Source organism: Dyadobacter sp. CY356 (genome assembly GCF_021440195.1).
GTDB lineage: Bacteria > Bacteroidota > Bacteroidia > Cytophagales > Spirosomataceae > Dyadobacter.
Genome location: NZ_JAJTSZ010000006.1, coordinates 1 through 26459 on the forward strand (window position 1 = coordinate 1; position 26459 = coordinate 26459).

The following is a 26459-nucleotide window of genomic DNA, read 5'->3' on the forward strand; positions in this document are numbered from 1 at the left end:
AAAATAAGGCAGAGACAATATTAAATTGCCCTGCCTAACGTGCATGGAATAAATTCCTGCTTCTGAAAGCGTAATTTATAAAAATATTTAATCTTTTACTTGACTTTTAACACAGCACCTTGGGTTAATTTTTTGAGACTAAACGACAAGCCGTCTACGGTTTCTGTTTCCCGTCAGGTTATGATTGTTTTAGCAGGATTCCTAATAGCTAAGGCCGGAAACTTCTTACGAATTTAAGACCCAAGGTTGAAATCTTGGGTTAGGTCTTTTTTGAGAACCCTTGGTGCTAAAAAATTAACCCAAGGCTTTAGCCTTGGGCAAGTCGCCACAATACATCCGACTTCAGTCATAGCCACCTTTCTATTTTGGTAAACATTCTGACAGGAAAACGTCTATTTTATCAAAACCCCATCCGCTATAAACGTCAACTCTTTTTTAGGCTCCGTTATTTCGGCTATTTCTTCATTACTTTTTCCTGCATCTTTGGCATAATGCTGCAAATGTTCAACAGGTACTGATTTCATTTGTGCTTCACCTTCAAAAACTACCGTTTTTCCGGCAATATCTTTTGGTACAAAAAACGCATAATCCTTAAACATAACCCGCATCGTTTCTCCATTATCCATTTTTACCTTCATCCAGCAGCCTTTCACCTGACAAACAGATTCGACAGTACCGGTAACCTTTGCTGCCATCTCTTCCTGGTTTCCCATTTTGGCGGGCAGCGCACTGGCCTGCATTGCTTTTTTATCATTTATTTCTTTACCAAAATGAGCAGCTGTTTGCGCATGGGCAAAAGAAAACCCTGTTACTACAAATAAAAATATAAATAGCTTTTTCATACTTGAACAGTTGATTAAACCTTTTAATTATTTATTAAATCTAATATTTTTTGTTCATAAGTACACGTTCCCTAAGGCCTATTCCAAAACTTCAAGCCAGCCTTTACAATGATTTCCTCCTGGTGTGTCGACAACGTAAAAATACGTCCCGTTTGCAATTCCCTTTCCCCAATCATTTTTATAGACATTGGATTTGAAAATACTTTTTCCCCAGCGATTATAGATTTCCAGCGCAGAGTCTGGTACCGGTACATAAAAAATATCATTTTTCCCATCACCATTGGGTGTTATGACGTTGGATAAAATAAGAGGTTCTTCGGCGCTTATTTCTTTGGAAGTAGTGAGTGAGCAACCAGAAGCGTTGTAAGATGTAAGTGTTACGGTATATTTCCCTGGTGTTTCGTAACTAAAATCTTCAACATTTGCGGTATTGAAACTATTGGTTGTACCAAGATTCCATTCGAAACGCTGGGCGTTTGGCGTTTTATTAATCATCGAATATTTGACCGGCTTATTACATTCACCTCCTGATCTTACAATTTCAAATGCAGGGACATAAGAACGGTCTACGTTAACGGTAACTTGCCTTTTTGGCTGGCATCCGTTTGCATAAATTCCCTGAACGGTATAAGTTGTTGTCTGATTTGGACTTACAGAAACTGTTTTCCCTGTTGTTGCACTCAGAGTAGAATCACCTGACCAAAGATATTGATCTGCTTCACCCGATGCGGATAATGTAACTGGCATACCTGCACAAGTTGTTATATCCTGAGTTACAGAAAAGTCATTGTTTTCCTCCACAGCCACAGTCACTTTTTTCGTTACCGAACAGCCACTTTCTGAACTGATTTTTACTGAGTATGTTGTTGTTTTATCAATCGTAACCTTTGGTGTTGCGCTCAAAGGATTATCAAGTCCCGTTGCCGGCGACCATTCATATTTAGTACCTCCGCTGGCAGTTAACCTAGTTGTTTTGTTTTCGCAGGTCAAAGTATCGCCCGTAATTTTTGCATTTACACTTTCAACTGTAATGATTTTCTGGGCAACGTCCATTCGTTTACAGCTCAGTTTGTTATAGACGGTCAGCGTAACTTTATATTGACCTGCTTCCGTAAAAGTATAAGAGCCACCATCTTCTTCCCGGGAAATCCCGTTCCCGTTAACGTCCCAGAAATATTCCACGCCCCCTTCACTGGTATTGACAAGATCCAGTTTCAATGGCGCGCATCCTTTCAGCACATTTTTATTTTCTCCCTGGTAAACATCAAAATCCGCTTTCAATAAATCTATATCAATCTTAAACGCGGCATTGTTACAATTCGGGCTTTTGTTGGTTTTTGACCAGGCTTGCGGTGTTGTTGGAAAAAAACTGCCGCCGCAGGCACAAGTTGAATGGTAGATCATTCCATTTTTATCGAACCGGCTTGTACCACCATCTACATGATCGCCGTGCGCCTGTCCTGTTCTATCCTGACTTCCGAAGAAGGTGCCATATAATAACGATCTGGCATTTTCTTCCAATATTGCGATGTAAAAATTACTTCCGTTGGTGGTTGACTGAATGGCGTTTTCAGTAACAGCCATCCCCAAAGTACTACTGACTGCATTATATCCCGTAGCTCTGTTTACATCTCCACCCCATCCTGCCAGATAAATATTACCGCATTCGCTAACCAGAAACGCGGTTGGCGAGATATCCGGAAAGCCTCTTCCTGATCCTATAACTGTTGAAAAAACAGATTTTGACAAAGAGTTATCCAGCGCATGAACAAACTGCCCGCTGTTGGCATTGCTGTATTTTCCGGCAGTAACCGGATATTTTCCATATGTTAATCCGTAGATATACACATTTTCGTTTGGGTCAAAGTCAAGAAGATATCCACCATCCTCCGCAACTGTTCCCATGTAGGTCATACCTTTCAAACGTCCGTCGGTGTAAACGCCTACAAAAGCATCCTCAGTCCCGCTAAGTTTTGGTTGATATGCAGTTGACTGGGTTTTAAGATCGGTACTTTGTGTTAAACCTGTTACGAATACATCTCCGTTTTTAGCGGGTTTGGCAGAAAAAGCGGCGTCGAAACCGGTTCCTCCGATATAAGTACTCCACATCAAACTATTCAAATTTGCCGATAGCTTAAACAAAACACCGTCCTGAATGCCTGCAAGTTTTGTTTGATCTGCATTCGCAACCGGAAAGTTCTCCGAGTTTGTAGAAGAAACAATGATCACATTATCATTGCCATCCAGTTCAATTTCTCCACGAAAACTGTCTCCATAGTTTTTCACTTTAACGTTGTCCGTAACGCTGATTCCGTCATTATTTTTTCCTCCCACGAAGGTTGAAGCGGTAAGTTTTGTTCCGTCAGTTGATAGGCCGGAAACGAAAATATCGCTGCCATTTAAAAATGCAAGACCGCTGACAGGCTCTGTAAACTGCCCACCTCCAAAGACTTTCTGATATGCATTTGCACTGACCGGAAAATTGGTTGATGCCGTAGTTCCAAAAATCAACAATTCATTCTTACTATTGACAATCAGGCTATTTGGAACTTCCGTATCATTTCCGCCGAGGTATGTTGCGTAAACCAACTGACTTCCATCGGGTGTGTATTTCAAAATCCCAACATCGACAATAGCGGCAAATTTAACCTGAAAAGCGCCAACAGTGGCGGGAAATCCGGCACCGAATACGGTTCCGCCGGAATATAAATTACCCTGCCCATCATACGTAGCTGTATGCCCCCAGTTGTCCGCGATGGATCCTGAAAAAGTTGAAAAGATCAATTCCGGATCTATTGTTAAAATGGCGGAATGGTTATAATCTTTTGGGAAAGCATACTGAATCCGGTTTCCTTCTGACAAAACAATTTTGGAAGCAACGTCTGATGTTCTGTTATTGATTGTTTGAAAGGAATAAGGTTGCGCTTCTTTAAAAGATCCAACCGAAGTTTTTACCAGCGTCTGCCCTGATTCGTTTACAGAGATATCCGTGGCACCTTCATACTTTAACCTGATCTGGGAAGGGTCGGACTGTGGGTGAACGATAAATTCATATTTCAGTCTGGCATCGTAAATGTAAATGCGCAGGTCAATCCCTTTGTAGACATTCTCATAAATCACTTCCTCAAAGGCACCGGCATTGCCAACCCACTTCGATTTATCGTTCCCCAAAAAATAGTTAAAAGTCGTTTTGACCGGATTTTTAGTGCTATATCTAATCTCAGAACCAGCATTTTCAAATTTCACCTCAACTCCATGCGCGTTGATATCAGAAGCGGCTGGTGGTAGAAATTTCGCATTGGGCGAGATTGGCTGCGTGGTTGCTTTTCCGTGCTGTGCTGATACCCTGGAAGCATCGTAAAGTACATACACAATTGATTTATTTTTCAGAAAAAGAAACCCGCCGGGAATTTCTGTCCGAAATAAAATATCGGCATCCCATTGCCCTTTGTTTTGAACAAAATACATACCGCCACCGAACGATATGTTTATCGTTCCGAAGAAAACCAGAATCAAAATCAGCAGAAATTGTATAGTTTTCAACATAACCGGCACCTCTTTTTATTTTATTTGAACGCAGAAACGTTAATGATATTTTCACAAAACTCATATTCCTGCTTCACATTGGAACCCAGCAGTACCAGTTGTTTTTCAGTGGATTTTTTAACGTTATCAAGATACCAATTTATTCCGTGTACATCGAGATTTGTTGTTGGCTCATCCAGAAAAATAACAGGCACGTCCGACATAAAAGCCAAACCCAGTTTCACCCGTTGTTTCATGCCGGATGAAAAATGGCGGATCACTTTTCCGCTTGCATGTGATAACTGAATAAAATCTTCGAAATCCGGGGTTGAGATGTTGTGTTTTAATGGTTTGAATTTTTTGTGAAAATCAATCAACTCGCGTAAAGTAAATTCCTCAATCAGTTCAAGATAAGGTGCGGCTATGACCAAATGTTTGTACCATTGTTCCACATCGATCTCTTTCCCTCCGTCATTATAGGTTATCGTCCCTTCCGTAGCGGGAGTCATGCCTGTAATCAATTGTAACAACGTAGATTTACCACTTCCGTTTGGCCCGACAAAAGTATACATCTGCCCTTCCTCCAACACAAAACTTGCCCTGCGAATGATCCATTCCCGCACAAATTTTTTACCTATATTTTCAACTTTAATCTGCACAATTTAATGAAAGATTGATAGAATGTGTGAATGACAGAATCGCCAAAAACTACTTTTTTGCCAGGAAATAATCGTAGGCTTTTTTTGAAATTTGCGCTATTACTGCGTCTCTTTCTTTTTCATCCAGTTTTGTATGCGCCACGAAAATGACAACAGCCACATGTTCATTATTCGGTAAAGTAATAATTCCGACATCATTGGAAGCAGCGGTTATTCCCTGTTCATTCGTTCCGGACAGGCCGGTTTTGTGCGCAACTTTTGTATTTTTTGGTAATAAACCTTTTATCTTGTTTGGCCCTGTTGTAGTTTCTGTCATGGTTTTCATAAGAAAATCAGTACTGGTTTTCGACAGATTCTTTCCTTTGTAAAAAAGATCGAGCAACCTTAGCATAGCACGTGGTTTGCACCAGTTTGTAAATTGTACATTCCAGGCTTTCGACATTTCTTCTTCGGTTGTAGATATGGCTATGCTTTTTATCCCGAGGCTATGAATGTACTGATCCACTTTTTTGGGTCCGCCAATTAATCGGAATAAGATATCACAGGCATTGTTATCACTGTTTGATACAGCATAACCAATCAGTTCTGAAACCTTTACATCAACGTCTCCCTTAGGATATTTCTCTCTTAACGGACTCCATGTTTTTGGAAGTAAATCCTTTTTGGTAACGTGAACTTTCTGGTTCAGCGATAATTTCCCTTTATCAACCTGATCAAGAACGGCCATGGCAAGCGGGAATTTATAGACACTTTGCATCGGATATTTGTGTCCTTCGTTGAATAAAAACGTCTCCTTATCTTCCAGACCCATGATGGCAACACCAATATCACTTTTTGAAGCTAAAATGATCTTATCAATTTCCTGACGAAGAATTTCATGCTTTTTTTGCGCTGACACATTCAGGCTGCAAACCAGAGAAAGAACAATCAGGAAAGACGTTAAGGATCTGAAGTTTTTGTTGATGGTCATTTTTAATTGGTGTAAAAGTTTTTCTGAGACTAGTTTTCAGCAGCTTCTGTCTGCGCCTGGCCGCTGCTGTTTCTTAAACGCGTTAGTTTGACAAGTTCAATTCTCGTATCCTGCATCGAAATAATTTGAAAAGAATATGGGGGCATACTGATTTCGTCATTCACTTCCGGCAGGTCACCATGTACGTGGATGAGCATTCCGGCCAGCGTATCGTAATCACCCTCCGGCAAATCCCAGCCATACTTCTCGTTAAGATAATCGACTTCATGTCTTGCACTTAATATGTAGGTATGGTCATCAACTTTGCGCTCAGTCCAGTCTTCCGTGAAATCATATTCATCCTGAATTTCACCAAAAATCTGCTCAACAACATCTTCCACACTGACCAAACCGGAAGTTCCGCCAAATTCATCAACCACCAAGGCCAGACTTCTGCGTTCTTCCAAAAAACGCAACATCAGATCACTCGCAGGCATAGCCTCCGGAACAATCAAGATCGGTGTCACGATACTGCTTATTTCTTTTGGTTTTCTGAACAGCGATAAAGCATGACAATAGCCCAGAACATCATCAACAGATTCCCGGTAAACAATTATTTTAGAATGCCCGCTGGCCAGAAAAGTTCTTCTTAAATCTTCAATTGTATCGTTTACGTTAACCGCCGAAATTTCTGTACGCGGAATCATACAATCCCGGATCCTTAAATCCTTAAAATCCAAAGCATTGATAAACATTCTTTCATCTATACTATGATCTTCAAAATCCGGATCGTCGGCAGATGCGGCTTCATCACGCAAATGATGTGTTAGTGCACTTTCGTTGACAAAAGGCTCAACCAGCCAATACAAAGGCGTAATAACCCATTCTGCGAAACGAACAGGAAATGCTTTTAAATCAAGCACTTTGGGGAAAACATAACCAATCCTTACCCAAACAGTATAACACAAAACCCATAAAATGGCGAGCGCAATAAAAAGAACCAGAATCGTCAGTTCTTCCGGTATACCAAGTGAATCTTTAAGGATTGGAAAAACAAAAGCCACTGCATAAAAACATCCCAGAGCCACGACAGCTAGCCGGATCATCCGCAGAAGCCTGCGCCAATACAGCGTTTGAAATATTACACTGGCATTTTCATGTCTGAGTGTATACCTATCAATAGAAATATCCAGCAAAACCGCACGAACAGCCCCGTAATAACCTGCCAAAACGAAAAATAAAACAGCTAAACCGACCAGAAGAATGTTCATCTTTTTCTATTTTTAGTTAAGGCCGCTTTTTTCAAACTTTCCTCTTCAAGTCTTTTCTTTTCAGTTAATGAGGATTTTAAACGATTGAATTGAAAAAAAAGCAGAAAAGTAATACTTAGCAGCAAAAGCCAGTAACTTTCAAATAAGGTAGTACGCCGGAATTCAAGCACCCACAAAATTAAAAAACCGATACAGCCGGCAATTAAAATGGTTCGGGTCAATTTTGGAGACATGGAAAAAATTTTTAATCTATTCTTTTTCAAATATACACAGAATGGATTAAAATGGATAAATCATCTTTGCCCGTTATAATATCACTTACTTAATTCTCCCGTTTTCTTTAAAATCGTTAACTTGCGGCAATTCCTGTACAATTAGGACGCAATCCCCTAATTGTAAAATTTTTTCTTGATAAAATATCTTACTTTACTATGAGCGAAACTACACAACGCTTTCCTGCCGGGGTTATTACCGGCGACGGAGTTAGCGAAATCTTCCGTCATGCCAACGAAAATAACTACGCCCTACCAGCGGTTAACGTAGTTGGAACTAACTCAGTAAACGCGGTAATCGAAACTGCGAAGGCCGTTAACAGCCCTGTTATTGTTCAGTTTTCAAATGGTGGCGGTATCTTTTTTGCAGGAAAATCTCTTTCAAATACTGATCAGAAAGCTGCTATTGCAGGAAGTATCTCTGGTGCTCAGCATGTTCATTTAATGGCTGAGGCTTACGGTGTTCCTGTAATTTTACATACAGACCATTGCGCAAAAAAACTTCTTCCATGGATCGACGGTCTTTTGGAAGCTGGCGAACGTCATTTTGACAAATTCGGCAAACCATTGTACAGCTCTCATATGCTGGATTTGTCCGAAGAGCCTTTGGAAGAAAATATCGAAATTTGCAGCAAATACTTCGAGCGTATGGCTAAAATCGGCATGACGCTTGAAATTGAATTAGGTGTAACGGGTGGTGAAGAAGATGGTGTTGACAATAGTGATGTTGACAGCTCTAAACTTTATACTCAGCCGGAAGAAGTTGCTTATGCTTACGAAGAGCTACGTAAAATCTCTCCAAACTTCACCATCGCTGCTGCTTTTGGAAACGTTCACGGTGTATACAAACCAGGTAACGTGAAACTGGAACCGAAAATTCTTAACAATTCTCAGAAATATATTCAGGAGAAATTTGGAACAGGTGAACTTCCTGTAAACTTCGTATTCCACGGCGGATCAGGTTCTTCCCGTGAAGAAATCCGTGAAGCTATTGAATACGGTGCGATCAAAATGAACATCGATACTGACGTTCAGTGGTCAACTTGGGAAGGAATTCTTAAATATTACAAAGAAAAAGAAGGATATCTTCAGACACAGTTGGGTAACCCTGACGGAGCTGATTCTCCTAACAAAAAATATTACGATCCACGTGTTTGGTTGCGTAAAGGTGAAGAAACAATGATCGCTCGTTTGAAAGTTGCTTTCGAAGATTTGAACTGCATCAACCGTTTGGCTTAGTTAGTTACCGCTTGCCGACATATTAAAAAGGAGTTTCGAGCGTGTAACAAACACAATCGAAACTCCTTTCTTATTTTTTATCTTAATTCACAACTTCTAAAGTATCACCTATTTCCACCTTCCCCATCACCTGATTTCTGTGCTTGATTCCCCAAACTCTCAGCACTTCAATTAATTCTCTTAGAGATCTTCCGTGTTCGGTTAGCGTGTATTCTACTATTACCGGAATTGAATCGTAAACCGTACGTTTTACCAATTCATGCGCTTCCAGATCTCTTAATTCCTTTGACAGCATCTTATCAGTAATATTCGGAATCTCTTTGGCTATTTGGGTGAAACGTTTGTTTCCAAACATCAGTGAAATAATGATCTGAAGTTTCCATTTGCCATTGAGCGCATCCAGTGCGTCACGCACGGGCAGCAAACTTTTTGAACAATCACTGTGTGATAATTTTACTTCACAAATTTCTTCTTTCTTTTCCATATCCGTAACTATATCACTATCCTTTTGTATAGTACTTACAAATGTATAGCTTATTTATTTAAGTTTGCATATCGAAATTATAAAAATGAATTTGAAATGAATAATCTGATAGAAACTTTGAACTGGCGTTATGCTGCCAAAAGAATGAATGGTGAGAAAGTACCAGCTGAAAAACTGAATGTAATCCTGGAAGCCATTAAACTTTCACCATCATCCACGGGTTTGCAGCCTTATACCATATTTGTTATTGAGGACGAGGAAGTTAAAGAAAAGATACAGAAAATTGCTTTCATGCAACCTCAGATTACGGAAGCTTCACACCTGATCGTTTTTGCTTCCTGGACAAAAATTACGGCTGAACATATCGATGAATACATAAATCTGATTGCTGAAACCCGTGGAACTAGAGCTGAGTCCCTGGAAGGATTCAAGACGGCAATTACAAATGGAATCCTTAGCCGTAGTGAAGAGATTAACGCACAATGGGCGGCCCGCCAGGCCTATATTGCATTAGGAAATGGGCTTATAGCCGCAGCTTCCGTACAAGTTGATGCGACACCAATGGAAGGGTTTGATGCCAATGCGCTGGATGAAATTTTGGGACTAAACGAAAAAGGTTTGCATGGTGTTGTGCTTATGACGCTGGGGTACCGTGACGCTGAAAATGACGTTTTAGCCAGCGCGAAAAAGGTAAGAAGACCACATGAAGAGCTTTTTGTTACCATCTGATACAGGTCGTAAACATTGCTCAAACTAAAACAGAAAGCAGTTATGAAAGTTGAAATATGGAGTGATGTGATGTGTCCCTGGTGTTATATTGGAAAACGCAAGTTTGAAAAAGCACTGGAACAATTCCCACAAAAAGACAGAATTGAAGTGGAATGGAAAAGTTTTCAGTTGAATCCTGACATGAAAACAGATCCGGATAGAAGCATTGTCGAATACCTTGCAGAAGTGAAAGGTTTCACTGTAGACCACGCAACGCAAATGCTGGATCATGTCACCAATGTGGCAGAAGAAGTTGGTCTGGAATATCATATGGATAAAACAGTTCTGGCCAATTCTTTTGACAGTCACCGTTTTATTCAGTTTGCCAAAAAAAATAATCTGGGAGATGCAGCGGAAGAACAATTGTTCCACGCCTATTTTACCGAAGGAAAAAACACGGCCGATCATGCCACGTTGATGGATCTTGGCACTAAAATCGGCCTGGAAGCCAGTGCAGTTAAAGATGTTCTTGAAAGCAATCAATATGCGGAGGATGTCCGGAAAGATATTTATGAAGCACAGCAAGTCGGCGTGCGTGGCGTTCCGTTTTTTGTTTTAGACAGAAAATATGCGGTATCAGGTGCACAGCAATCCGATACATTTTTGAGCGCATTGCAACAATCTTTTCAGGAATGGGAGAAAGAAAATCCTGCTCCGTTAGTGAGCCTTGCAGATGGCGAGAGCTGCGACATTGACGGAAACTGCTAAGCAGGTTTTCTTATTTTGATATAAAAGCCCGGAGACTGCGTTTTTTGCGCAGTAACCGGGCTTTTCTTACATTGCCGGCTTACTTCTCATCAATAAGCCATGGCAATCAATCGTAACTCGCTGCGTGGAAAGCTTTTCATTATCATTTTTGGAGCAAATACTAAAAGAGGACGTCTGTTCGACGTTTTTCTACTTTGGTTTATTCTGATCAGTATTCTGGTCGTTTGTCTGGAAAGTGTCCCAAAAATCCGTGATCGTTATGATTCTGTATTTTTCTATCTCGAAACGTTCTTCACAATCATTTTTACAATAGAATATTTTCTACGAATTTATAGTCACCCGAAGCCACTCAAATACCTGCTCAGTTTTTATGGTATTATAGATTTGTTGTCCGTCATTCCATATTACCTCACCTACTTTTTACCCGCCAGCCACTATCTGATCACCATCAGAATTCTAAGACTTCTGCGCGTTTTCAGAATTCTGAAACTGAGCAGTTTTGTCCATCATGCGCAGGTACTTAAATCTGCCCTGGCTTCAAGTTTACAAAAAATAACCGTGTTTATGCTGTTCATCGTTGCCCTGGTTTTAATCATAGGCACGATTATGTATGTTGTTGAAGGCGAGGCAAACGGATTTACCAGTATTCCCCAGAGTATATATTGGGCCATCGTCACAATAACAACGGTTGGTTACGGAGATCTTACCCCGCAAACACCGTTAGGACAGGTAATTTCATCCATAGTAATGATCATGGGTTATGCAATTATCGCAGTTCCCACTGGTATAGTAACAGTCGAAATGTCCAGATCGCAGCCGGTAGCTAAAAAGGTTAATGAGATAGAATGCTTGTCCTGCGCAAGATCAATGCCGTTTAATGCCAATTTTTGCAGTAATTGCGGTCATCCGCTTAAAGAATAATATATTTTCAATAATTCCGGAATTAAGCAGACACTCAACTTTATGCGCGTAACCCTTTATATACTTCTCTTATGCTTCACAGTTTCCCTTTCCCAGGCCGGAGGAATAAAAGGACGTATTTCAAATAAAAACGGAGACGCGCTGCCTTATGCAGGAATTGTGGTGCATGGAACAAGTGAGGGGACTATTGCCAATGATGAGGGTCTGTACGAATTCACCCTGGCAGCAGGTACATATCAACTGGTTTTTCAGTATCTGGGATTTAAAACGCTAACCCAGACCGTTGTTGTAGGCAATGATTTCAAAGAGTTAAACATCACGCTGGAAGAACAGGCGCTGAATCTTGGAGAATTTACGGTTGGAAATAAAAGAGAAGATCCCGCTTATACGATCATGCGGAAAGCGATTGCCAAGGCACGTTTTCATCAACTACAAATCAGGTCTTATCAGGCAAAGGTTTATTCACGCAGTACAGCCCTGCCAACAAAAATTCCTTACCTGATTGAAAAAAGATTCAAAAAAGAAGGTATTCAGGAAGGGAAAGCGATCATTAACGAAAGCGTTGCAGAAATTCAGTACCGCCGCCCGAACAGTTTCAAACAGCATATTATTTCTACCAGAAATAGTCTGGATAATAGTATTCCTTCTCCGAACGAGTATATTTTAGCCAGCTTGTATAGTCCTGAAATTGCCGGGACTATTTCACCACTTTCGCCAAAAGCATTTGCCTATTACAAGTTTGAATACGAAGGTTATTTTGAAGATCGGGGACAAATTATCAACAAGATAAAAGTAATTCCAAGAGCTTACGGCGAAGGCGTTTTCCGTGGAAGTTTGTACATCATCGACGACCGCTGGGCAATACATAGCTATGATCTGGAAACGACCACGAGTGGACTGGATATTTTTGCCAAACAGATTTTCAATCCCGTTCAAAATATCTGGCTTCCCGTTAATCAGCAATTCCGGATCAAAGGAAGTTATCTTGGTTTTGCCGGAGAGTTTAAATATCTCGTTTCTTTAACCTACCAAAAACTGGATATTGATCCGGGTTTGAAAGAAGAAATTGTTGTCAATGATCCAAAGGCTGATCCTGAAACTGCGGAAAAAGTGCGCAAGAAAAACCTGGAAAAAATGATACAGGAACAGAAAGCTTTTTCGACCAAAAACCTGCGAAAGTATACCAAAGAATATGATAAGGAGTTAAAAAAAGAAAGGAAGAAGAATGGTGAAGATCCGCGTGTGGTTCGAGAGGATTCGATCATTGTGGATTCTTCTGCAAACAAACGGGATACAACTTATTGGGAAAAGCTTCGCCCGGTGCCGTTGACAAATACCGAAGTTCAGAGTTACGCCTTGCAGGATAGTATTAAAATTGCCAAAGATGAGCGAAAAGCAAATGACCGGCCGGATTCTACGAATTTCAAACCGCATCACATTCTGCTTGGCAATACATATAAATTAAGTAACAAAAACTCGGTTCATATAGAAAGTCCGTTTTTAGGATTTTATTACAATACCGTTGAAGGTTACGCGCTGAATCTGGCTGCGGAGTGGCAAAAGCAATGGGGCAAATCAAGCTATTTTTCCGTTCGGCCATATGCACGATATACATTTGGACGAGATAAATTTAACGGAAACCTTCAGATGAATGTTGGAAATGCCAACTCAAATCTGATGGTCACTGCGGGGGAAATGGTAAACCAGATTAACCGGGACAATCCGATAACACCCTTTGGCAATACGATTTCAACGTTGATCTTTGAAAGAAACAGGGCAAAACTGTATCAATCCAAATTCGCAAAGGCGCAGTATGATATCCGTAATGTTTTTGATATCGTAAATATCAGTACCAGCCTGGAATATGAACAGCGGAAGGAACTGTTCAATATGGAAAATATCAAATCCTATATTGACTGGCCAAAAAGAGCATTTTTGCCTAACCGACCGATAAATGATGAAGAAAACAATACCGGATTCCCGGATCATGATGCAATGATTTTCCAGATCAGCGCTGATATTCGTCCCTGGCGACGTTACGTTGTCAGAAATGGCGAGAAACGGTATTTACGGACCAGAAAACCAGCATTCAGTATATTGTACAAAAGTGGATTGCCATTTGCGGGGGATGTAGATTACAAATTTTTGCAAGGCGGAATTCGGCAGGCCATTGAACTTGGTCCACGGAATTCGTTAAGTTATTCTGTAAAAGGCGGAGGATTTTTAAGCAAAAAGGAAATGTATTTTCCCGATTTCAGACATTTCCTTGGAAACGAATCGTTTTTCCGAATGGGCGATCCGTTGACTCAGTTCCGTAGTTTGCCATATTATGAACACAGTACCAGACAGTGGTTTATTGAAGGTCATGCACTCTGGTCGATGCAACGGTTTTTGGTAACGCAGATTCCCGCTTTAAGATTGACAGGAATAAAGGAAACAGTTCAGGTTCATTATCTCTTCTCTCCTACTTCCCGACATTATTCTGAGCTGGTATATGGCCTGGATCACATTTTTAAATTCTTCCGTATCGAAACCGTCGCTCAGTTTGACGAAGCAAAATTGCAAAAAATAGAATTTCGGGTTGGGACGATATTTAGAATTTCGGATTTGAGATAAAAAAACCTCGGCTTTCGGCAGTCGGCCATCGAGTTACACGAAAACTTAATTTCCGGAATGTCGATAGCCGATTGCCGAAAGCCGAAAGCCACTATCTTACTTCATTCACCTTTTCTCCCTTAAACCTCGGAGCAACTTTTGGCAACGAAGGATAAGTATTATTTTCAGGATTCACATCCGCCATGCGATTGCTTGGATCAATAACGATTCTGTCTACATCAGTCATCGGGCGGTCTATCGAGAAAGTATATTCCGGATAAGTCCAGCCCCAATCGGCCAGTAATGTGGTTTTATAATAAAGCTTTTCAGACTTTTCTCCGCGCATCATTTCAAGCGGAATATAGAAATTCTCCTGCGAACCATCTTTGTAGCTTACCACAATATCAAGCGGCATCGGCATTTGTCCGACTCTTTCAATCACAACATCGGTTTTTCCGGCATTGGAAACCACTTCTTTGATACCATAATCGATCGTTTTGGTAGTACCGACAAAGTCCTCCCAATACCAGTCCAGTTCCAGTCCGGATTCTTTTTCCATAATCCTTTTCAGATCTGTCGGGTTTGGATGTTTGTATTCCCATTCTTTGAAATACCGTTTCATTCCACTTTCCAGTTTATCATTCCCGATGATATAACCAAGCTGATTCAGAAAAACGGCACCTTTGGAATAACTGGCGATACTGTAAGCTCTGTTGGTGTTATAATGATCTGCTTGTGTAGTTAGCGGCTCTTCCAGGCCAGACTTTACAAGATTTCTGTAACTGGCCGTTGTTCCGCGCATAGGATCGGTCTTTGACTGGAATATTTCTGACAGAACAAGATTCTGGGCATAGGTTGTAAAGCCTTCGTCCATCCAGGAATATTTTGATTCATTTGTGCCCAACAATCCCTGAAACCAGCTATGTATGGATTCGTGAACGGCCACACTCACCAGACCTGCCAAATTTGAATGTCCGGTAATTAAAGTTGCCATTGGATATTCCATTCCACCATCACCACCCTGAATGATCGAATATTGTTTGTAAGGATACCGACCGAATTTCTGGTTCATGATCTTGAAAGACTGAACGGCCAGTGGTTCCATTTCTTTCCAGACGTTTGCCAGGGTATCGGTTTGATAGAAGAAATGCAGGTCAAGCTTGTCATCCACTTTTACCACATCATGCTTGTAGTCGCGATCCGCAGCCCACATAAAATCATGAACTTCCGGTGCAATGAAATGCCAGGTCAATTTTTCTCCAGCTTTATGAGGAACGTCATTTTTGCTGTAACCATAACCGATCTTTTCCGGGTTTTGGAGGTAACCCGTTGCTGCCACCAGATAAGAAGCATCCAAAGTAATTTTCACATCAAAATCTCCCCAGACACCATAAAACTCTCGGGCAATGTAAGGATTTGCATGCCAGCCTTCATAATCATATTCGCAAAGTTTAGGATACCATTGAGCGACTGAATAATCAATTCCCTCGCTATTATTTCTTCCGTTTCTACGAATTTGAACTGGAACCTGCGCTTCAAATTCCATATCAAACGTATGCTGGGATTTTGGAAGTATTTTTTCATTCAAGGTCACTTCCAGTATCGTACCAACCACCTGATATTTTAGCGGCTTACCATTTTGTTTTAGCGATAGAATTTTTTCGTATCCAATTTCATTTGGAGACAATTTTGAAATCCTGTCTTTCACACGCGGATCGGGATCGCTGATCATCCTCGAACGTACATCCATCTGGCTTCCCGGCTGGAATGCGTTCATGTATAAATGGTAAAAAACTTTTGTAAGCGTATCAGGAGAATTGTTACTGTAAACCAGTTTCTGAACGCCTTTGTACTGATGTTTTGTAACATCAAAATCTACGTTCATTTGATACTTTACGCGCTGCTGCCAGCGATCCGATTGGGCAAAAGCAGCTGTGCAGGTTAACACAGTCAGTAAAACAAGAAGCAATCTATTCATTCTAATATACTATTTTTCAAATTTTAAATATCACGCAAATTACAGCTAATGACGCACTTGACAAGGTGAGAATCACATTTCACTATAATATTGCTATGACAACTATGAATAAGTCAATATTATTTCATTCTAATGTTTAATTTGTAACTTATTATACCAGTTATGCGTCTGTTCTGGGAATCAATTTCTACACAAAAGCCCAATAATCTGGCTGCAAATGCACTTAGATCGGTAGTAATCAAATTAGTTATGGAAAACGAATATCTGGCACATAATTAGTATTAAAAGTTTCATACGCATTTATCAACTTAAACTATTTGTCAATTATGCTTAAATGGACAGTTATTTTTCTGATCGTTGCCATCATTGCCGGAGTACTTGGATTTGGTGGAATTGCAGCAGGAGCTGCCGGAATTGCTAAAATACTTTTCTTTGTTTTTTTAGTTTTATTTGTACTAAGCTTGATCAGCCGCGGAGTTGGTCGATCCTGAGGAAATTAAAGAGACAGGTTATATATTGAAAAAAGCGAGCTGAAACAGCCCGCTTTTCTTATTTTTAGACAAATTCAAAATCTTATTCCCACTCGATTGTTGCAGGTGGTTTTGAAGAAATATCGTAAACAACGCGGTTAACGCCTTTTACCTTATTGATAATATCATTAGAAACTTCTGCCAGGAAATCATAAGGCAAATGAGCCCAGTCTGCTGTCATACCGTCAACAGATGTCACAGCTCTTAACGCAACCACACTTTCGTAAGTACGCTCATCACCCATTACACCCACACTTTTAACAGGAAGAAGCATTACCCCAGCCTGCCAAACTTCATTATATAAATTCCATTTTCTCAATCCACCGATAAAAATGGCATCAACTTCCTGTAAAATCGCTACTTTTTCAGGAGTGATTTCCCCCAAGATACGAATCGCCAGACCTGGTCCCGGGAACGGGTGGCGCCCTAAAATAGTCGGATCAATTTCCAAAGTTTTACCAACCAGTCTTACTTCATCTTTAAACAAAGTATTTAGCGGCTCAACAATTTTCAGCTTCATAAAATCAGGCAAACCACCCACATTATGGTGCGATTTGATTGTAGCAGAAGGACCCTTTACGGAAACCGATTCGATCACATCAGGATATATTGTTCCCTGACCCAGCCATTTCACATCCTCAATCAAATGTGATTCCTGATCAAAAACATCAATAAATGCTTTTCCAATTGCTTTTCTTTTCGCTTCCGGATCAGACAAGCCGTCCAGTGCCTTATAAAACAAATCTTTTGCGTCAACACCTTTGATATTTAAACCCATATCGCGGTAAGATTCCAAAACCTGCTCGTATTCGTCTTTTCTCAACAACCCGTTATCTACAAAAATACAAAACAGATTTTTACCAATGGCCTGATGCACAAGCGTTGCCGCTACCGTAGAATCAACACCACCTGAAAGCGCCATCACAACACGGTCATTTCCAAGTTTCGCTTTAAGACTGCTAATGCTTTGTTCAACGAAAGCGTCTGCTGTCCAATCCTGTTTACATCCGCAAATTCCAACGACAAAGTTGTGCATTAACTGCTTTCCGTCGGTCGAGTGCGTCACTTCCGGGTGAAACTGAATACCGTAAGTAAGTTCATTTTCGATTTTGAAGGCAGCTACTTTTACAGATTCCGTTGAAGCAATAATATGAAAATCATCAGGAATACTGACAATCGTATCACCATGCGACATCCACACCTGCGAAGTCTGAGAAATTCCGGTTAAAAGCGAAGAATCTTCGTCATCAATTTCCAAACGGGCCCGGCCATATTCTCTGTGCTGGGAAGGTTTCACATCTCCGCCAAAAGAATGAGCCATGAGCTGAGCGCCATAACAAACACCCAGAATCGGCACTATTTTCCTGAATTTATTGAAATCAAGATATGGCGCATCTTCATCCCTGACAGAGCAGGGGCTGCCTGAAAGAATAACACCTTTGATATTGGGAGTTAACTCCGGGAAGTTGTTGTATGGATGGATTTCACAATAAACATTGAGTTCCCGAACCCGACGCGCAATTAATTGCGTGTATTGTGAGCCAAAATCTAGAATAAGAATCTGTTCAGTCATAGAAAATGCGATATAAACCGCAAAGGTACAGTTTAACTATGACAGAAAGAAAAATATCAAAGAAACATATGAAATTACTTTTACCACTATGGCTTAGCGAAGAAAATACTATATTATTTTACTATTAAGTCTTGTAAATAACTTTCTGTTTTTATTATATTTGTTCAACAATTCACTATTACAATTTTTATGAATCAAGGAACAATTAAATTCTTTAACGACGAAAAAGGATACGGTTTCGTTAAAGACGCAGAAACAGGACAAGATTATTTCGTACATATCTCTGGTCTTGTTGATGAAGTTCGCGAAAACGACGAAGTTACTTATGATCTTCAGGAAGGTCGCAAAGGACTGAACGCCGTGAATGTTAAGCTTGCATAATCAGGACTTAATTAAAACCAAAAAAGGGTTTCCACATTGGAAACCCTTTTTTGTTAGATATATTTTTTGAAATTTTATCAGATCAGTTCCAGAATTCTTTCCATCGAAACCTGATACCCGATTTTCTCTCTCAATTCGCTGATTGCCACACGTTCCTGCTCCATGGTATCGCGGTGACGGATTGTAACTGTGTCGTCCTCCATCGTTTGGTAGTCAACCACAACACAGAATGGCGTGCCGATCAAATCCTGACGGGTATAACGTTTACCGATTGCTGCTCCGTCATCATAAGTAGTACGGAAAGCTGATTTTAGAGAATTCGTAATGGCCTGCGCTTTTTCAGCCAAACCATCTTTTTTAACCAAAGGCAAAACCGCAACTTTAAACGGAGCCAGTGCCGGGTGTAATTTAAGATAGGTCCGTTCTTTTTCAGCATCGCCCTCTCCTACTGTTTCTTTTGTATATGCATTACAGAAAGTGGCAAGGAAAAGACGATCGGCACCAACGGAAGTTTCAACAACATAAGGAATGTAGTTTCCAAAAGGTTTGCCGTTTTCATCCAGATCTGCGTCAAAATACTGAAGTTTTTTACGAGATAATTCCTGGTGGTTACGAAGGTCGAAATCAGTACGTGAGTGAATTCCTTCCATTTCACGGAAACCAAAGGGGAATTTGTATTCAATATCCACAGCTGCATTGGCATAATGCGCAAGTTTTTCATGGTCATGAAATTTCAAACTATCTGCCGGCAAACCAAGTGCAATATGGAATTTCATACGCGCTTCCTTCCAGTTATTATACCAGGTCATTTCAGTGCCAGGGCGAATGAAAAACTGCATTTCCATCTGTTCAAATTCACGCATACGGAATGTAAACTGGCGCGCAACGATTTCATTACGGAACGCTTTTCCAATCTGTGCAATACCGAACGGCACTTTCATGCGGCCGCTTTTCTGCACATTCAAAAAATTAACAAAAATCCCCTGAGCCGTTTCCGGACGCAGATAGATCAAACTGGAATCCTCTGCAACGGATCCAACCTGCGTACTGAACATCAGGTTAAACTGACGCACTTCCGTCCAATTGGCAGTATTAGAAACAGCACATTTTATATTTTCAGCAATAATCAGTTCACGAACACCTTCCAGATCCTCAGCACTTAATAAGCGGCCCATTTCAGCAAGTAATGCCTGCGCCTTTTCCGGCTGGCCGTCTGCTTCGTATTGTTCCGCTTTTCCTTCCAGAAGCTGATCAGCACGGTAGCGTTTTTTTGAATCTTTATTATCAATCATCGGATCGCTGAACCCGTCCACGTGGCCGGAAGCTTTCCAGGTAAGCGGATGCATGAAAATGGAAGCATCAATACCAACGATATTGTCGTTCAGCTGTGTCATGGCTTTCCACCACACTGCTTTCAGGTTATTTTTCAATTCCACACCATTCTGACCATAGTCATAAACGGCTTGCAATCCATCATATATTTCCGAAGAAGGGAACACAAATCCGTATTCTTTGGCATGCCCTACAATATCTTGTAAAGAGGTAGCAGGTGATTCGCTCATTATTGATTCAGACAATTGATTAATAAACAAAGGTTTTACGACTGCAAATTAGAGGTTTTAACAATCGGTTGGCAAAATTAGGGAATTTGGTGGCAAAGCGTATTGATGTTTGGAAAAATTGTAAATTTGATAGACTTAAAAACATACACTATGAAAACAGACATTGAAATTGATGAAGCTAAAATCAAGAAAATTCGCTCTTTCAGGAAAAAACTTGGCTCGATAGAAAACATCATCGATCTGGCTTTAACCGAATATTTGAAATCATTACATCGTGATGGTATACGTGAATTAAGAGGAAAAGTGGAATAGGAAGGAAATCTTGACGATATGTGAAATCAGGATGTTACTGAAATATTATAATTATCAACAGAATTAATTTCAATAATCTGGAAACCATTCCAACTTTTAAACGTCAAAGCGGGACAAACATTTCTGTCCTAAACTTTTGACCTATGCTCCGGCGAATACTTGATCAGCTTGAAGATTTTTTCGGTATTTCCAGAAAGCAGGCCCGCGCTGCTTTTGTTTTGATGTTTCTTTCTTTTTTTCTGATCTGGACTCCTTTTGTACTAAGACGCTGGATATTACCACTTTTTCCAACGTCTTCGGAGCCTGTCAATACAATAAAACTGGACAGCATAGCGGCTCAACTGGAAAAAGATGCCGTATTGCAGGAAGAAGAAAACGAGAGTAAATATTCAAAAAAAGAATATACAAAAGCGCCTACCAAACCAATACGATTATTTTCTTTTGATCCCAATACTGCTTCTATTGATCAGTTAGAGGAACTTGGCGTTCCTGCCTTCATTGCCAAACGCATAGACAAATACCGGTCAAAAGGTGGAAAATTCAGGAAAAAGGAAGATTTACTGAATATTTACGATTTCCCTTCCGATGTGTATCAAAAACTGGAATCCTATATTAAACTTCCTGAATCTGGGTCTTCATACCCCAAATCGAACTATCCTGAAAAAACGTATGCTAACAATTCCTTACCCAAAGAAGTCAAAGCATACAACAAACCAGTCATTGTTCCTTTTGATATAAACACAACCGACACCACACAGCTTATTAAACTCAAAGGAATTGGCAGTAAATTATCTTTAAGGATTTTAAAGTTCCGGGATGCCCTGGGTGGATTTCACTCCACAAGCCAGTTTTCCGAGATTTTCGGTTTGGATTCTCTCGCGCTAACAGAGCTGAATAAATATGCCAAAATCCAGAGTCCTGTCAAGAAAATCAATATTAATACAGCAACTTCCGAAGAATTAAGCCAGCATTCATATTTACGAAACAAAAAAATCAATACAGTCATTGTTAATTACCGAACGCAGCATGGATCTTACCAATCCATTGAGGATTTGAAAAAAGTCAGGGTTTTGGATGAAAAGATGATTGAGAAAATTGGGCCTTATTTGGCGTTTTGAATGTTGTTTTTAAATTCAAAACTTACAGAATTTAATAGATGACAGGTATAAAAATCTGGATATAATTAAATCAAACGTTAGAACCAAATTCAGCTATTTAAGCGTTGAACTAATTGGTCGGCTAGCAACATAATAAATAACAACAATTGAAAACCCATTACGCAGGAGAATAGAACACGAACCAGACTTCCGAAATCAACTTTTTCACCCCAGATCATACGGATCATTACGATAATTAAAAAGATGAAATAAATCAGTACCCAAAATATATCTATTAGTGAAACTCCACTTGGCGGAAATAAATAGTAATTCCCAAGAATGGTCAGATAACAGGCTGAACATGAACCAATCAATAAAAATGCAGCATGTCTGAGGCCATATTGTACTGGTCTTTTAGCTGTATTTATCTCTTTCACTATTGAAAAGGACATGATTGTCCAAATGACAAAAACGTAGACAGAATAAGTCGTGAGCAAAGTATACCCGAGCGCATACCAACCCAGAAAAGACCCTCGCAGGTTATTAGCAGAAATTGTTGGGAAAATTCCCAAACCGATGTAGAGAAATAGCAGAACTGTCGCGGCTAGGCCAACTTGAAGAAAAACTCTTTTCTTTCTTTCTATTAACACTACCCATGAATTGACCAGATCATAGGTAATTAAAATAGAATATGCACAAACAAGCAAAATTTCCATGATTATAAAATTTGAAGCCTTAGTATAGGCCAAATCTCTGCTCATCAGAAAATCTTTCCATTGATAATTATCAAAATCGTGCATTCGTCTAAACTCATAACCGGAGAATCATGATCAAACCTCATCTTTTATACCCAGCTCGAATCCGACTCAAATGCTCCTGAGAAATCCCGAGATAAGAAGCAATTTGGCCTAACTTAACCTTTTGCAAAATATCAGGAATTTGAAGTAGCAAACGTTCATATCTTTCCTCAGCTGTGCAAAAGGCGAAGAGTTTCATACGTTCGTCAAGAAGGAGATAATTATTGGTGATCAGTAAACGTCCAAGCCTTTCAACACCAGGATATTTTTCAAAAACAGGTTCGATTTTATGATATTGGAGGCTCCAGACCACTGAATCTTCCAGGATTTCAATATTGTATTGAGAAGGATTTCCTGTAAACAAACTGTCAATGGCACTCACAATCTGGTTAGCAGAGGCAAACCAGGCCGTTACTTCTTTTCCATCTTTGTAGTAAAAAACACGGGCAAGCCCGCGTTCCAGAAAATGAAATTCCCTGCATACACTGCCGTTTTGAAGCAGCAATGTATGTTTGGGAATATTTCTATGAATCGTGATATGGTCTATCGCCTCCGCAGATTCCGGAGACAAAGCAGAAAGCTGATTCAAATAATTGATGAAATAATTCATCAGAAATTCGGTTTCAGCAAGTATTTAGAATAGAATTCGTCGATGACGTGGACCACTTCATCAGGCGTATCAACGATGCTGATCAATTTTAAATCTGCCTCATTGATATTGCCGGCTGTTAACATTGTATTTTTAATCCAGTCTATAAGACCGGACCAGTAATCGCTCCCAACCAAAACAATCGGGAAACGGGCGATTTTTTTTGTCTGGATCAAAGTCATCGCTTCAAATAATTCATCCAAAGTTCCAAAACCACCGGGCATTACGATAAATCCTTGTGAGTACTTGACAAACATTACCTTACGCACAAAAAAGAAATCGAAATTTATGTTTTTATCGTGGTCGATGTAGGGATTGCTATGCTGTTCAAACGGCAATTTGATATTCAGACCTACCGATTTCCCGCCTTGCTCAAATGCACCTTTATTACCCGCTTCCATGATACCCGGTCCACCGCCGGTGATCACACCATAACCATGGCGTACAAGTTTGGCGGCAATATCCTCTGTGATTTTGTAATAAGGATTATCAGGCAAAGTGCGGGCCGATCCGAAAATCGTGACACAGGGACCAATTTTAGCCATTTTGTCAAAACCTTCAACAAACTCAGCCATTACTTTAAATATAACCCAGGAATCCGCACTTTTTATTTCACTCCAGTTACGGTCTTCAAATGCTTCCTTGATTCGTTTTTCATCTTCCGGAACAGAAGGATTAAGAAGGGATACATCAATTAATTTTGCATTTCCATCTTTTAATTCATCACTCATATTTTCAAAAATATTTTAGTTCATTGATTTGCTGTTACCTTTGTTTTCCTTTTCAAATCGAGATGAGAAATTTTAACAAATTCCTGTTAAGAATTGTAATAACCCTGACACAATTAACAAAAAAGTAATGAAAAAAATTGCTATCGGTTCCGACCATGCCGGTTTTCCATACAAAGAACCAATCACGACCTGGCTTACCAATAACGGTTATGAAGTAAAAGATTTTGGCACATATACCCCGGACTCGGCAGATTATGCAGATTTCGCACATCCCGTAGCAGGCGGTGTTGAAAATCATGAATTTGATAGAGGAATTTTGTTATGCGGAAGCGGACAAGGCGTATGCATCACAGCAAACAAACATCAGGGAATTCGCGCTGCATTGGTTTGGGATCTGGAACTTGCAGCTTTGGCACGTCAGCATAACGACGCCAATGTCATTTGCATTCCGGTTCGATTTATAACGCTGGAAACGGCAATCGCTAGTATCGAAGCATTTTTAAACACAGAATTTGAAGGTGGAAGACACCAGACACGCGTTAACAAAATCGCTTGTTGAAAATATAAATCGTTATTAAAAAGTAAAGACCAGCCATTGTTGATGACCGGTCTTTACTTTTTTGAGGAACTTAAATCTTCTGATAAATCCCTTTCCACTGACTTAGCTTATACTGACTTTGCAGCGCCGGAACTCTTGACAAAAGTTTTGGCATCAGGTTCGCCTTGTCGATAACATAGTCGGGGGGATCTTTTCTAAAATTGTCATAAACATGGATAACGCTGTCAAAATGATCCAGATTTCTTAAATCGTAACTTGACAGATCCCAGTTCAGGTATGGTGTTGCACTGAAATTTTCGGTATACTCACCTGCATGTTGGCCAAGTACTAAAATTCTTTTGTTTCTGATTTCGGGTGGTAATGATGCCGATTTAGATCTTAAATTTTCCAGTTTCCCCATGGAAACTCCCGGTAGAATTCCTCTCGTTCCCTGATATTGTATGAAGACAATAATGGCAGTCATCAAAACAAATTGAAATTCATCACCAATACTTTTCCTTTTGAAACTCTGAAAATAATGGGTCGCGAAAAACGCAGCTGGCGGAATGAAAATCACAAACTGCATCGGAGCCAGATACTGCATCAACGGGATTGTAAAAACCGCCACGATAAACCACAAAGCCATTACCTGCTGGATTCTGGTTTGATAGTTGACAAATCTTAAAGTCGTAAAAATCCGTGTAAAACCCATAATCCCAAAACCCAGCGGGAGAATCAACGAAGCGAGCAAAGACGAAAAATCGTTAAGATTATATTGTTTTACCTGAAATACGGAAGTCAGCAAATTGCGGTTAAGACTTTCAATCCCATCATTCATATAGAAGAATAACAGAACCATAAGCAAGGGGAAAATGGAGCCGAAAAGTCCTAATAAATGGTGACGGATTGTTGCACCGGTATAAAAAAGCAGCGCCAAAAATGCCCAGATCATAAATAATGAAGCGGGCAGATAAAACAGGGTGGCGATACCAATATAAAGTCCCATTTCAAAAACCTGATTCGTAGCTTCTCTCTTAACCAGAATTTTTACGATTAAACCAAAGGCAAAAAGTAAAAATGTATTGGCCATCAACATCGGCGAAAGCGTGCCCAGGTCAAAGGATATATTCAGGAAAATTGCATACAAAGCACCGGGAATGTAGGTGCGTTCCGGAAAAACTTCGCGGGAATAGATTACATAATTAAAATAAAGTATCTGGATAATCCCCAGTCCGGCAGCCGCCAGCTGATACGCCCATTGCGCCCTTCCGAACAGCGAATCGATGAGCCAGTAGGTCAATCCTGAAAATGGGCTAACATTATCCCAGACATCCCGGTAAAGCATAAAACCGTGGTTCATTTGCTCTCCAACGAGCATCCAGCTCAACTCAGGTATCAGCAAAGGTATTCCCCCAAAAAAGAACGGCAGTCTTAGCAGTAGAAAAAATACTACTAAACTAATCATCTGATAAGCCGCATTAACCCGAAAAAAACTAAGCAAGAAACTGGTTGGTTAGATAGGACGACATGAATACTTTCACGAAATTACAACGGAGGGGTCTACAAAAACAAAATAAGTATGGATATTTGTATTAAATATAGAAGGTAAGAGAAGTAAAGGGTGATAGCGGAATGATAATCAGGATGATTATACCATATTCCAAAGTCGCCAATTCAGAAAAAGATGGAATCGAAGAGACAACAAAAAGTAGGGAGACAAATCCAGAAGGATTTAGGTGAGATTTTTCAGCAGGATGCAAAACATTTGGTAAACGGCACCTTCGTGACGATTACCGCTGTACGCGTTTCTCCTGATCTGGGAATTGCACGGGCATATCTAAGTTTTTTACCAGAGAAGAATAAGTTATTTTTACTTGAAACGATAAAGGAAAATACCAAATTTATAAGACAAAAACTGGCTGAACGTGTTCGTCATCAGTTAAGGATTGTGCCTCATCTGCAATTTTATATTGATGATACTGCCGAATACGCAGCAAAAATGGATCTTTTGTTTGCAGATATTGTAATTCCTCCTGCTCAACCGGACGAAGAAGAAGAAACGAATTGATCTTTCGCGA

At 40.1% G+C, this 26459-nt stretch carries 24 protein-coding genes; 11 read left to right on the forward strand and 13 right to left on the reverse strand.

The features are described 5' to 3' along the window. Nucleotides 1-392 precede the first annotated feature (392 nt). The 5 genes from LXL81_RS19000 to LXL81_RS19020 all read right to left on the reverse strand — a co-directional run bounded on the left by LXL81_RS19000 (nucleotide 393) and on the right by LXL81_RS19020 (nucleotide 7246). Nucleotides 393-842, reverse strand: a complete 450-nt coding sequence (locus tag LXL81_RS19000; protein WP_234648350.1) for a DUF4920 domain-containing protein — start codon at nucleotides 840-842, stop codon at nucleotides 393-395. A gap of 78 nt (nucleotides 843-920) precedes the next feature. Next, nucleotides 921-4388, reverse strand: a complete 3468-nt coding sequence (locus LXL81_RS19005) for a gliding motility-associated C-terminal domain-containing protein (protein ID WP_234648351.1) — start codon at nucleotides 4386-4388, stop codon at nucleotides 921-923. Between the two features lie 20 nt (nucleotides 4389-4408). Beyond that, on the reverse strand, nucleotides 4409-5026 hold the full coding sequence (locus LXL81_RS19010) for an ABC transporter ATP-binding protein (RefSeq protein WP_234648352.1): 618 nt from the start codon (nucleotides 5024-5026) through the stop codon (nucleotides 4409-4411). A 49-nt stretch (nucleotides 5027-5075) separates the two neighbouring features. Continuing rightward, complete coding sequence (gene bla / locus LXL81_RS19015) at nucleotides 5076-5996, reverse strand: class A beta-lactamase, subclass A2 (RefSeq protein ID WP_234648353.1); 921 nt, start codon at nucleotides 5994-5996, stop codon at nucleotides 5076-5078. A gap of 29 nt (nucleotides 5997-6025) precedes the next feature. Next, the gene (locus LXL81_RS19020; protein ID WP_234648354.1) at nucleotides 6026-7246 is read right to left on the reverse strand and encodes a hemolysin family protein; all 1221 of its coding nucleotides are present in this window, start codon (nucleotides 7244-7246) and stop codon (nucleotides 6026-6028) included. 431 nt (nucleotides 7247-7677) lie between these two features. Between LXL81_RS19020 and fbaA the strand changes: the two genes are divergently transcribed. Next, nucleotides 7678-8757 carry a class II fructose-bisphosphate aldolase gene (fbaA, locus tag LXL81_RS19025; RefSeq protein WP_234648355.1) on the forward strand — a complete coding sequence of 360 codons (1080 nt, stop codon included), beginning with the start codon at nucleotides 7678-7680 and terminating at the stop codon, nucleotides 8755-8757. A gap of 82 nt (nucleotides 8758-8839) precedes the next feature. Here the strand turns inward: fbaA and LXL81_RS19030 are convergent, their stop codons facing one another. Next, nucleotides 8840-9241: a helix-turn-helix domain-containing protein gene (locus LXL81_RS19030; protein WP_234648356.1), complete on the reverse strand. Its 402-nt coding sequence runs from the start codon at nucleotides 9239-9241 to the stop codon at nucleotides 8840-8842. Nucleotides 9242-9337: 96 nt separating this feature from the next. Between LXL81_RS19030 and LXL81_RS19035 the strand changes: the two genes are divergently transcribed. From LXL81_RS19035 to LXL81_RS19050, 4 genes are all read left to right on the forward strand, one after another. After that, nucleotides 9338-9970 (forward strand): NAD(P)H-dependent oxidoreductase, encoded by a 633-nt coding sequence (locus LXL81_RS19035; protein ID WP_234648357.1) that lies wholly within the window; start codon nucleotides 9338-9340, stop codon nucleotides 9968-9970. Nucleotides 9971-10012: 42 nt separating this feature from the next. Continuing rightward, complete coding sequence (locus LXL81_RS19040; RefSeq protein WP_234648358.1) at nucleotides 10013-10717, forward strand: DsbA family protein; 705 nt, start codon at nucleotides 10013-10015, stop codon at nucleotides 10715-10717. Between the two features lie 99 nt (nucleotides 10718-10816). Beyond that, nucleotides 10817-11638: an ion transporter gene (locus LXL81_RS19045; RefSeq protein ID WP_234648359.1), complete on the forward strand. Its 822-nt coding sequence runs from the start codon at nucleotides 10817-10819 to the stop codon at nucleotides 11636-11638. 42 nt (nucleotides 11639-11680) lie between these two features. Continuing rightward, entirely contained in the window at nucleotides 11681-14254 is a 2574-nt protein-coding gene (locus tag LXL81_RS19050; RefSeq protein ID WP_234648360.1) for a DUF5686 and carboxypeptidase regulatory-like domain-containing protein, read from the forward strand. 91 nt (nucleotides 14255-14345) lie between these two features. On the opposite strand, the gene LXL81_RS19055 is transcribed toward LXL81_RS19050, so the two are convergent. After that, nucleotides 14346-16211, reverse strand: coding sequence for a M1 family metallopeptidase (locus LXL81_RS19055; protein WP_234648361.1), 1866 nt, complete (start codon nucleotides 16209-16211; stop codon nucleotides 14346-14348). 326 nt (nucleotides 16212-16537) lie between these two features. On the opposite strand from LXL81_RS19055, the gene LXL81_RS19060 reads away from it, so the two are divergent. Then, nucleotides 16538-16702: a DUF1328 family protein gene (locus LXL81_RS19060; protein WP_138477434.1), complete on the forward strand. Its 165-nt coding sequence runs from the start codon at nucleotides 16538-16540 to the stop codon at nucleotides 16700-16702. Between the two features lie 82 nt (nucleotides 16703-16784). Here LXL81_RS19060 and guaA read toward each other — a convergent pair whose 3' ends face one another. After that, a complete protein-coding gene (gene guaA / locus LXL81_RS19065; RefSeq protein WP_234648362.1) occupies nucleotides 16785-18314 on the reverse strand; it encodes a glutamine-hydrolyzing GMP synthase in 1530 nt (509 codons plus the stop codon). Between the two features lie 189 nt (nucleotides 18315-18503). Here guaA and LXL81_RS19070 point away from each other — a divergent pair, with 189 nt between their 5' ends. Further along, the gene (locus LXL81_RS19070; RefSeq protein ID WP_090335282.1) at nucleotides 18504-18695 is read left to right on the forward strand and encodes a cold-shock protein; all 192 of its coding nucleotides are present in this window, start codon (nucleotides 18504-18506) and stop codon (nucleotides 18693-18695) included. Between the two features lie 77 nt (nucleotides 18696-18772). On the opposite strand, the gene LXL81_RS19075 is transcribed toward LXL81_RS19070, so the two are convergent. After that, entirely contained in the window at nucleotides 18773-20257 is a 1485-nt protein-coding gene (locus LXL81_RS19075; RefSeq protein ID WP_234648363.1) for a glycine--tRNA ligase, read from the reverse strand. A 150-nt stretch (nucleotides 20258-20407) separates the two neighbouring features. On the opposite strand from LXL81_RS19075, the gene LXL81_RS19080 reads away from it, so the two are divergent. Together LXL81_RS19080 and LXL81_RS19085 are read left to right on the forward strand one after the other, a co-directional pair. Then, on the forward strand, nucleotides 20408-20569 hold the full coding sequence (locus LXL81_RS19080; RefSeq protein ID WP_234648364.1) for a hypothetical protein: 162 nt from the start codon (nucleotides 20408-20410) through the stop codon (nucleotides 20567-20569). 143 nt (nucleotides 20570-20712) lie between these two features. Beyond that, entirely contained in the window at nucleotides 20713-21687 is a 975-nt protein-coding gene (locus tag LXL81_RS19085; RefSeq protein ID WP_234648365.1) for a helix-hairpin-helix domain-containing protein, read from the forward strand. A gap of 89 nt (nucleotides 21688-21776) precedes the next feature. On the opposite strand, the gene LXL81_RS19090 is transcribed toward LXL81_RS19085, so the two are convergent. The 3 genes from LXL81_RS19090 to LXL81_RS19100 all read right to left on the reverse strand — a co-directional run bounded on the left by LXL81_RS19090 (nucleotide 21777) and on the right by LXL81_RS19100 (nucleotide 23843). Then, entirely contained in the window at nucleotides 21777-22382 is a 606-nt protein-coding gene (locus LXL81_RS19090) for a hypothetical protein (RefSeq protein ID WP_234648366.1), read from the reverse strand. Nucleotides 22383-22503: 121 nt separating this feature from the next. Further along, entirely contained in the window at nucleotides 22504-23073 is a 570-nt protein-coding gene (locus LXL81_RS19095; protein ID WP_234648367.1) for a Crp/Fnr family transcriptional regulator, read from the reverse strand. Then, nucleotides 23073-23843 carry a TIGR00730 family Rossman fold protein gene (locus LXL81_RS19100; RefSeq protein ID WP_234648368.1) on the reverse strand — a complete coding sequence of 257 codons (771 nt, stop codon included), beginning with the start codon at nucleotides 23841-23843 and terminating at the stop codon, nucleotides 23073-23075. Before LXL81_RS19100 ends, LXL81_RS19095 begins: the two co-directional genes overlap by 1 nt. A gap of 127 nt (nucleotides 23844-23970) precedes the next feature. Here LXL81_RS19100 and rpiB point away from each other — a divergent pair, with 127 nt between their 5' ends. Continuing rightward, nucleotides 23971-24402, forward strand: coding sequence for a ribose 5-phosphate isomerase B (gene rpiB, locus LXL81_RS19105; protein WP_234648369.1), 432 nt, complete (start codon nucleotides 23971-23973; stop codon nucleotides 24400-24402). A gap of 70 nt (nucleotides 24403-24472) precedes the next feature. Here the strand turns inward: rpiB and LXL81_RS19110 are convergent, their stop codons facing one another. Further along, nucleotides 24473-25882 (reverse strand): hypothetical protein, encoded by a 1410-nt coding sequence (locus LXL81_RS19110; protein ID WP_234648370.1) that lies wholly within the window; start codon nucleotides 25880-25882, stop codon nucleotides 24473-24475. Between the two features lie 183 nt (nucleotides 25883-26065). Here LXL81_RS19110 and rbfA point away from each other — a divergent pair, with 183 nt between their 5' ends. Then, nucleotides 26066-26449, forward strand: coding sequence for a 30S ribosome-binding factor RbfA (gene rbfA / locus LXL81_RS19115; RefSeq protein WP_137340808.1), 384 nt, complete (start codon nucleotides 26066-26068; stop codon nucleotides 26447-26449). The last annotated feature ends 10 nt before the right edge of the window (nucleotides 26450-26459 follow it).

Bases quoted from the DNA above. Each gene is read 5' to 3' on its own strand.
- LXL81_RS19005 (WP_234648351.1), bottom strand. From the start codon at position 4,388: ATGTTGAAAACTATACAATTTCTGCTGATTTTGATTCTGGTTTTCTTC.
- LXL81_RS19100 (WP_234648368.1), bottom strand. From the start codon at position 23,843: ATGAGTGATGAATTAAAAGATGGAAATGCAAAATTAATTGATGTATCC.
- bla (WP_234648353.1), bottom strand. From the start codon at position 5,996: ATGACCATCAACAAAAACTTCAGATCCTTAACGTCTTTCCTGATTGTT.
- LXL81_RS19030 (WP_234648356.1), bottom strand. From the start codon at position 9,241: ATGGAAAAGAAAGAAGAAATTTGTGAAGTAAAATTATCACACAGTGAT.
- LXL81_RS19040 (WP_234648358.1), top strand. From the start codon at position 10,013: ATGAAAGTTGAAATATGGAGTGATGTGATGTGTCCCTGGTGTTATATT.
- LXL81_RS19060 (WP_138477434.1), top strand. From the start codon at position 16,538: ATGCTTAAATGGACAGTTATTTTTCTGATCGTTGCCATCATTGCCGGA.
- LXL81_RS19045 (WP_234648359.1), top strand. From the start codon at position 10,817: ATGGCAATCAATCGTAACTCGCTGCGTGGAAAGCTTTTCATTATCATT.
- LXL81_RS19080 (WP_234648364.1), top strand. From the start codon at position 20,408: ATGAAAACAGACATTGAAATTGATGAAGCTAAAATCAAGAAAATTCGC.
- rpiB (WP_234648369.1), top strand. From the start codon at position 23,971: ATGAAAAAAATTGCTATCGGTTCCGACCATGCCGGTTTTCCATACAAA.
- LXL81_RS19020 (WP_234648354.1), bottom strand. From the start codon at position 7,246: ATGAACATTCTTCTGGTCGGTTTAGCTGTTTTATTTTTCGTTTTGGCA.
- LXL81_RS19095 (WP_234648367.1), bottom strand. From the start codon at position 23,073: ATGAATTATTTCATCAATTATTTGAATCAGCTTTCTGCTTTGTCTCCG.
- LXL81_RS19075 (WP_234648363.1), bottom strand. From the start codon at position 20,257: ATGAGCGAATCACCTGCTACCTCTTTACAAGATATTGTAGGGCATGCC.
- LXL81_RS19085 (WP_234648365.1), top strand. From the start codon at position 20,713: ATGCTCCGGCGAATACTTGATCAGCTTGAAGATTTTTTCGGTATTTCC.
- LXL81_RS19000 (WP_234648350.1), bottom strand. From the start codon at position 842: ATGAAAAAGCTATTTATATTTTTATTTGTAGTAACAGGGTTTTCTTTT.
- rbfA (WP_137340808.1), top strand. From the start codon at position 26,066: ATGGAATCGAAGAGACAACAAAAAGTAGGGAGACAAATCCAGAAGGAT.
- LXL81_RS19090 (WP_234648366.1), bottom strand. From the start codon at position 22,382: ATGGAAATTTTGCTTGTTTGTGCATATTCTATTTTAATTACCTATGAT.
- LXL81_RS19035 (WP_234648357.1), top strand. From the start codon at position 9,338: ATGAATAATCTGATAGAAACTTTGAACTGGCGTTATGCTGCCAAAAGA.
- guaA (WP_234648362.1), bottom strand. From the start codon at position 18,314: ATGACTGAACAGATTCTTATTCTAGATTTTGGCTCACAATACACGCAA.
- fbaA (WP_234648355.1), top strand. From the start codon at position 7,678: ATGAGCGAAACTACACAACGCTTTCCTGCCGGGGTTATTACCGGCGAC.
- LXL81_RS19070 (WP_090335282.1), top strand. From the start codon at position 18,504: ATGAATCAAGGAACAATTAAATTCTTTAACGACGAAAAAGGATACGGT.
- LXL81_RS19055 (WP_234648361.1), bottom strand. From the start codon at position 16,211: ATGAATAGATTGCTTCTTGTTTTACTGACTGTGTTAACCTGCACAGCT.
- LXL81_RS19050 (WP_234648360.1), top strand. From the start codon at position 11,681: ATGCGCGTAACCCTTTATATACTTCTCTTATGCTTCACAGTTTCCCTT.